Genomic DNA, 4596 nt, shown 5'->3' with positions numbered 1-4596 from the left:
GGCGGCGGCGGGGCGACGCGCGCCACCACCTGCACCGGCTCCGGCACCCGCGGCAGCAGGGCGAGATGGACCGGGCCGGGCGGCGGGTCCGCCGGGCGCGCCGCGAAGACGCTGGCCGGGCCGGGCGCGGCGGCGATGGCGGGCAGCCGCCGCTCGGCCTCGTTCAGCCGCAGGAATTGCTGCGGCGCCATGGGCTCGAGCTGGAGGTGGCGCTGCGCCACGCCGCGCAGCCGCTCCGGCTCGTTCAGCATGGCCCATTCGGCCTGCAGCGCCTGGGTGCGGTTCTTCGCCTGCTCGATCTGCTGCCCGATCCCGCGCAGCTCGCGGTCCATCAGCGCGACCGCGTGCTTGGTCTGGTAGAGATGCAGGCCGGCGAGCGCGGCCGCCGTGAAGGTCAGCAGGCTGATCGGGCGGAAGATCATGCGGCGGCGGTCCCGGGCGGGAGGCGTTCGAGGGCACGCAGCCTGGCGGAGCGGGCGCGCGGATTGCGGCGGGTCTCGTCCTCGCCGGGGCGCAGCGCCCGCGGCGTGAGAAGGGCGTGGGCGGCGGGCGCGGCGCGGCCGGCGAGCGCGGCGGGATCGTGGCGCGACCCGGCGCCCTGCCGCCCGGCGGCGCGGGCCATGAAGCGCTTGACGATCCGGTCCTCGAGCGAGTGGAAGGCGACGACGACCAGGCGGCCGCCGGGCGCGAGCAGGCCGGCGGCGGCGTCGAGCCCGCGCTCGACCTCGCCCAGCTCGTCGTTCACCGCCAGCCGCAGCGCCTGGAAGCTGCGCGTCGCGCGGTCGATGCCCGAGGGATCGCGCGGCGTGACGCTGCGGATGATCTCGGCGAGGCGCAGCGTGGTGGTGATCGGCGCCTCCCGCCGGGCGGCGACGATGGCACGCGCGATGCGCCGCGAGTGCCTCTCCTCCCCCAGCGTGAAGAGCATGTCGGCGAGCTCCGAATCGTCCAGTTGGTTGACGAGATCGGCTGCGGACTTGCCGGCCTTCTCCATGCGCATGTCAAGCGGTCCGTCGGCGCGGAAGCTGAAGCCGCGCGCGGCTTCGTCCAGCTGGAAGGAAGAGACGCCGAGGTCGAGCACGACGCCGTCGAGCGCGGCGACGCCCCGCGCCGCCAGCAGCTCCGCCATCTCGCCGAAACGGCCTTCCAGCAAATGAAGCCGGCCGGCGAAACGCGCCGCCAGCGCGGCCCCGCGGGCGATGGCGTCCGGGTCGCGGTCGATGGCGAACAGGGTGCAGGGCGCGGTGTCGAGGATGGCGGCCGCATAGCCGCCGCCGCCGAAGGTGCCGTCGCAGTAGCTGGCGCCGGCGCGCGGCGCGAGCATCGCCAGCACCTCCGCCAGCATGACCGGGACATGCCCGGATTCGGCGGCGGCCGGCGGCGGCAGGTCGCTCATACGTCGCCCCCCGCATCCTCGGCCTCGAGCCGGGCTTCCTCCGCGGTCAGCGTCGCCGCCGACCAGATCTGGAAATAGGCGCCGAGGCCGCTGAAGGCGATCTCGCCGTCGAGTCCCGCCTTCTCCGCCAGCTCCCGCGGCATGACGATCCGCCCCTCGCCATCCGGGCGCAGGGTGTGGATGCGGGCGACGAGCTTGCGCATGATGGACTGGTACTCGGCCGAGAGCTGCGACAGCCCGTCCACGCGGCGCTGCACCTCCGCCATGTAGGCGGGCTCCGGCCAGACCTCGACGCAGGGCGCATGGCGGGACGGGCGGAGCACGATCTCCTCCGCGCCGAGGCGGTTCAGCGCGGCGCGAAAGCTGGCCGGCACCGAGATGCGGCCTTTCTTCGCGTCGAACGTCCCGCAAAAGGTTCCCGCGAACCCGGACATCGCCCACTGACCGCCCCCCAGGCCAACGGCGCCCCCGCCTGATCAGCGGCCGGCGGGGCCCCCCGACCCCGCCGGCTCGCCCGACCATCCCACTCCGGACCGCTCGCCCCCCCGAGCGTCTGGGTCCCTCATGGGATGACGTGGGATAGCACGCCACAGCACGGGACGACAAGGGAGAATGCCGTTGCGGGAGACTAAGCTTTCGCCTGGAAAATGCGGATTCTTAGGCTCTTAGCGTGAAGACTCGTGGCAGCTACAGGAAACGGCGGATTGTCAATGGTATCCAATCGACCGGAGTCGGTTGTTTTTTGGGCGACTCGAACCCGCTGGGGAAATGTTTGTGGATAAGGTGCGCCAGGCGGCCGGTAAGCCGGGTTCTGTCCACCCCCTGAAAGCTGGGGATGGGACGGCCATTCCTCTGGGACGCGCCTTGCGGCGCGCCTCGCGCGGCCAACCCGGGTGACGGGGCGGGAACGCCCTCGCGTCCGCCGGGCCGAAGCCCGGCCACGCCGGCCACCCCTATTCGGCCTTGCTCCCGGTGGGGTTTGCCCTGCCGCCCCCGTTGCCGGGGGCGCGGTGCGCTCTTGCCGCACCCTTTCACCCTTGCCCGCGGGCCCCGGGGCGAACCCCTCGGCGCGCGGGCGGTCTGTTCTCTGTGGCACTGTCCCTGAGCCTTGGGCGGCTTGCGCCACCCTCTGCCCGCCGGCCGTTGGCCGGCACCGTATTCCCGTGGAGCCCGGACTTTCCTCCAGCCGGGGATCGCTCCCCGGCCAGCGGCCGTCTGGCCACCTGGCGCGGCGCGGTGATGCGCCCGCCGGCGGCGCCGCGTCAATGCGCCAGATGCGCCGGCCGACGACCGTTACGCCGAAGCGGCGGCCAGGGCGGCCACCGCCGCCATGCGCGCCCGCGTGCCGGCATCGGCGACGCCATCCACCCGCGCCGGCCACCAGTGGCGCTGGAAGGCGGTGACCAGCAGCGGCAGCGGCAGGTCGGCGCGGTAGCCGATGGCGGCGAGCAGGGCGGGGACCGCCGCCGGATCGGCTGCTGCCTCCGCCGCCGGATCCGCAGCGGCCGCGGGCCACAGGCCGACGCCATTCGCCGCCAGCCCTTCCCAGTCGAACAGCTCGCCCGGATCCTGCTTGCGGTCGGGCGCGACGTCGCTGTGCGCGACGACGTTGATGGCGGGGATCGGATGCCGCGCCAGGATGCCGAGGCAGAGGTCGCAGAGCGCCGCCATCTGCAGCGCCGGGAAGGGCCGGTAGCCGAACTCGTGCCCGGGATTGACCACCTCGATCCCGATGCTGCGGCCGTTCAGCCCGGCCTGGCCGCGCCAGTGGGAGATGCCGGCATGCCAGGCCCGCCGCGCCTCCGGCACCAGGCGCAGCACCGCGCCGTCCTCCTCGACCACATAATGGGCGGAGACGCGCGCCGCCGGGTCGCGCAGCCGCGCCACCGCCTCGGCGCCGCTGCGCATGCCGGTGTAGTGCAGGATCAGCATGTCCACCGGCAGGCCGGGCGGGCGGTCGTCCTGGTTCGGGCTGGGCAGGTCGCGGATGCCCGGGTCGGGCTCCGGCGCGCCGGCCGGCCGCGCGGTCACAGCTTGCGCTCGCGCTTCACCCGGTCCCAGGCGGCGTTGATCTCGGCGACCTTGTCGGTGGCGCGGCGGATGAAGTCGGGCGGCACGCCGCGTGCCGCCAGGCTGTCCGGATGGTTCTCCCGCATGAGCTTGCGCCAGGCGGCGCGCACCACCTCATCCGTCGCGTTGCGCGGCACGCCGAGGATGACATAGGGATCGGGCCCGGTCTGCACCGCCGCCGCCGCGCCGCCGCCGCCGGCGCCCGCGCCAGGCTGCGGCCCGGCGCCCGGCCGTCCGTCCCGCGCCCGCTCCCAGGACGGCGCCTCCAGCCCGAAGCCGAGCTGCACGCCCTGCAGGAAGGCGACCTCGGACTTGGTCAGCGGGCCGTCGGCGCGGGCGATCTGGAACAGCGCGGCCAGCACATCCTCCAGCATGCCCTTGTTGTCGGCGAAGGCCTCCCCCAGCCGCTGCGCGAAGAGCCGGTAGTCGTCCGAGGAATCCCGCGCCTGGTCGAAGAGCTGGCCGATCTCCCGCAGGCTCTCGGGCGGGATGCGGAACATGCGCTTGAAGGCGTCGATCTCCTCCCGCTTCACCGGGCCGTCGCATTTCGCCAGCTTGGCGGTCAGCACCACGACCGAGATGGCGAAGAGCTGTTCCTTGCTGCCGAGCATGGCGGCGAGGTCGGCGGCCTCCTTCGCCGAGGGGCGGCCGAACAGCCCGCCGGCCGGCATCCGCCCGCCATTCTGGTCGGCGGCATGGCCGACCGCCGCGCCCATGAGGGCGCCGAGCGGCCCGCCGGAGACGAAGCCCACCACCCCGCCGATGATCTTGCCCCACAGCCCCAAAGCCGGACTCCCCGCGCAGGCGGGGGGCTTAGCATGCGCCGGGCCGGCGGGGGGAGGGCGGCTGCGCCTCCGTTCCGGGGCCGTGCGGCGCCGGGGCCGCCCGGCGGCGACGCCGCCATCACCGGCGGCACGGCGCCGGTGATCCCGGCCGCGGCATATGAGGCGAGGACCAGGACCGCCGCCGCATCGGCCGCCCAGCCCTTGCGGCCGGGCGGGTGGACGGCGTCGAAGCCGGGCAGCACCGCGGCGGCCTGGCCGCCTTCGACAGCGCCACGGCCGGGCTGGAGCGGCCCGCGGCGGCGCGCCGACGCCGCGCGGCCGCGCCGCCTACAGCACCGCCGCGCC

The 4596-nt window shown here is 74.8% G+C and carries 5 protein-coding genes and 1 other RNA gene; all 6 read right to left on the bottom strand.

The window, feature by feature from the left end; all coding sequences use genetic code 11:
* Window positions 1–422 (bottom strand): cell division protein FtsL (gene ftsL, locus E2C05_RS28950; RefSeq protein ID WP_456306537.1); only part of this gene is annotated, 422 nt, incomplete at its 3' end.
* On the bottom strand, window positions 419–1396 hold the full coding sequence (gene rsmH / locus E2C05_RS28945) for a 16S rRNA (cytosine(1402)-N(4))-methyltransferase RsmH (RefSeq protein ID WP_133223092.1): 978 nt from the start codon (window positions 1394–1396) through the stop codon (window positions 419–421). The genes ftsL and rsmH, both read right to left, overlap by 4 nt.
* Window positions 1393–1770, bottom strand: a complete 378-nt coding sequence (locus E2C05_RS28940) for a division/cell wall cluster transcriptional repressor MraZ (protein WP_240046939.1) — start codon at window positions 1768–1770, stop codon at window positions 1393–1395. The genes rsmH and E2C05_RS28940 overlap by 4 nt, the downstream gene beginning before the upstream one ends.
* A gap of 410 nt (window positions 1771–2180) precedes the next feature.
* Window positions 2181–2623, bottom strand: an RNA gene (gene rnpB / locus E2C05_RS28935) — RNase P RNA component class A.
* A gap of 66 nt (window positions 2624–2689) precedes the next feature.
* The gene (locus tag E2C05_RS28930) at window positions 2690–3427 is read right to left on the bottom strand and encodes an N-acetylmuramoyl-L-alanine amidase (protein ID WP_338045211.1); all 738 of its coding nucleotides are present in this window, start codon (window positions 3425–3427) and stop codon (window positions 2690–2692) included.
* Window positions 3424–4251: a TerB family tellurite resistance protein gene (locus E2C05_RS28925; protein ID WP_133223090.1), complete on the bottom strand. Its 828-nt coding sequence runs from the start codon at window positions 4249–4251 to the stop codon at window positions 3424–3426. Before E2C05_RS28925 ends, E2C05_RS28930 begins: the two co-directional genes overlap by 4 nt.
* Window positions 4252–4596: the final 345 nt, after the last annotated feature.

Source organism: Paracraurococcus ruber, from assembly GCF_004353985.1.
Taxonomy (GTDB): domain Bacteria; phylum Pseudomonadota; class Alphaproteobacteria; order Acetobacterales; family Acetobacteraceae; genus Paracraurococcus; species Paracraurococcus ruber.
The sequence above is the reverse complement of the archived record's forward strand: the minus strand, read 5'-3'. Positions and strand labels throughout refer to the sequence as shown.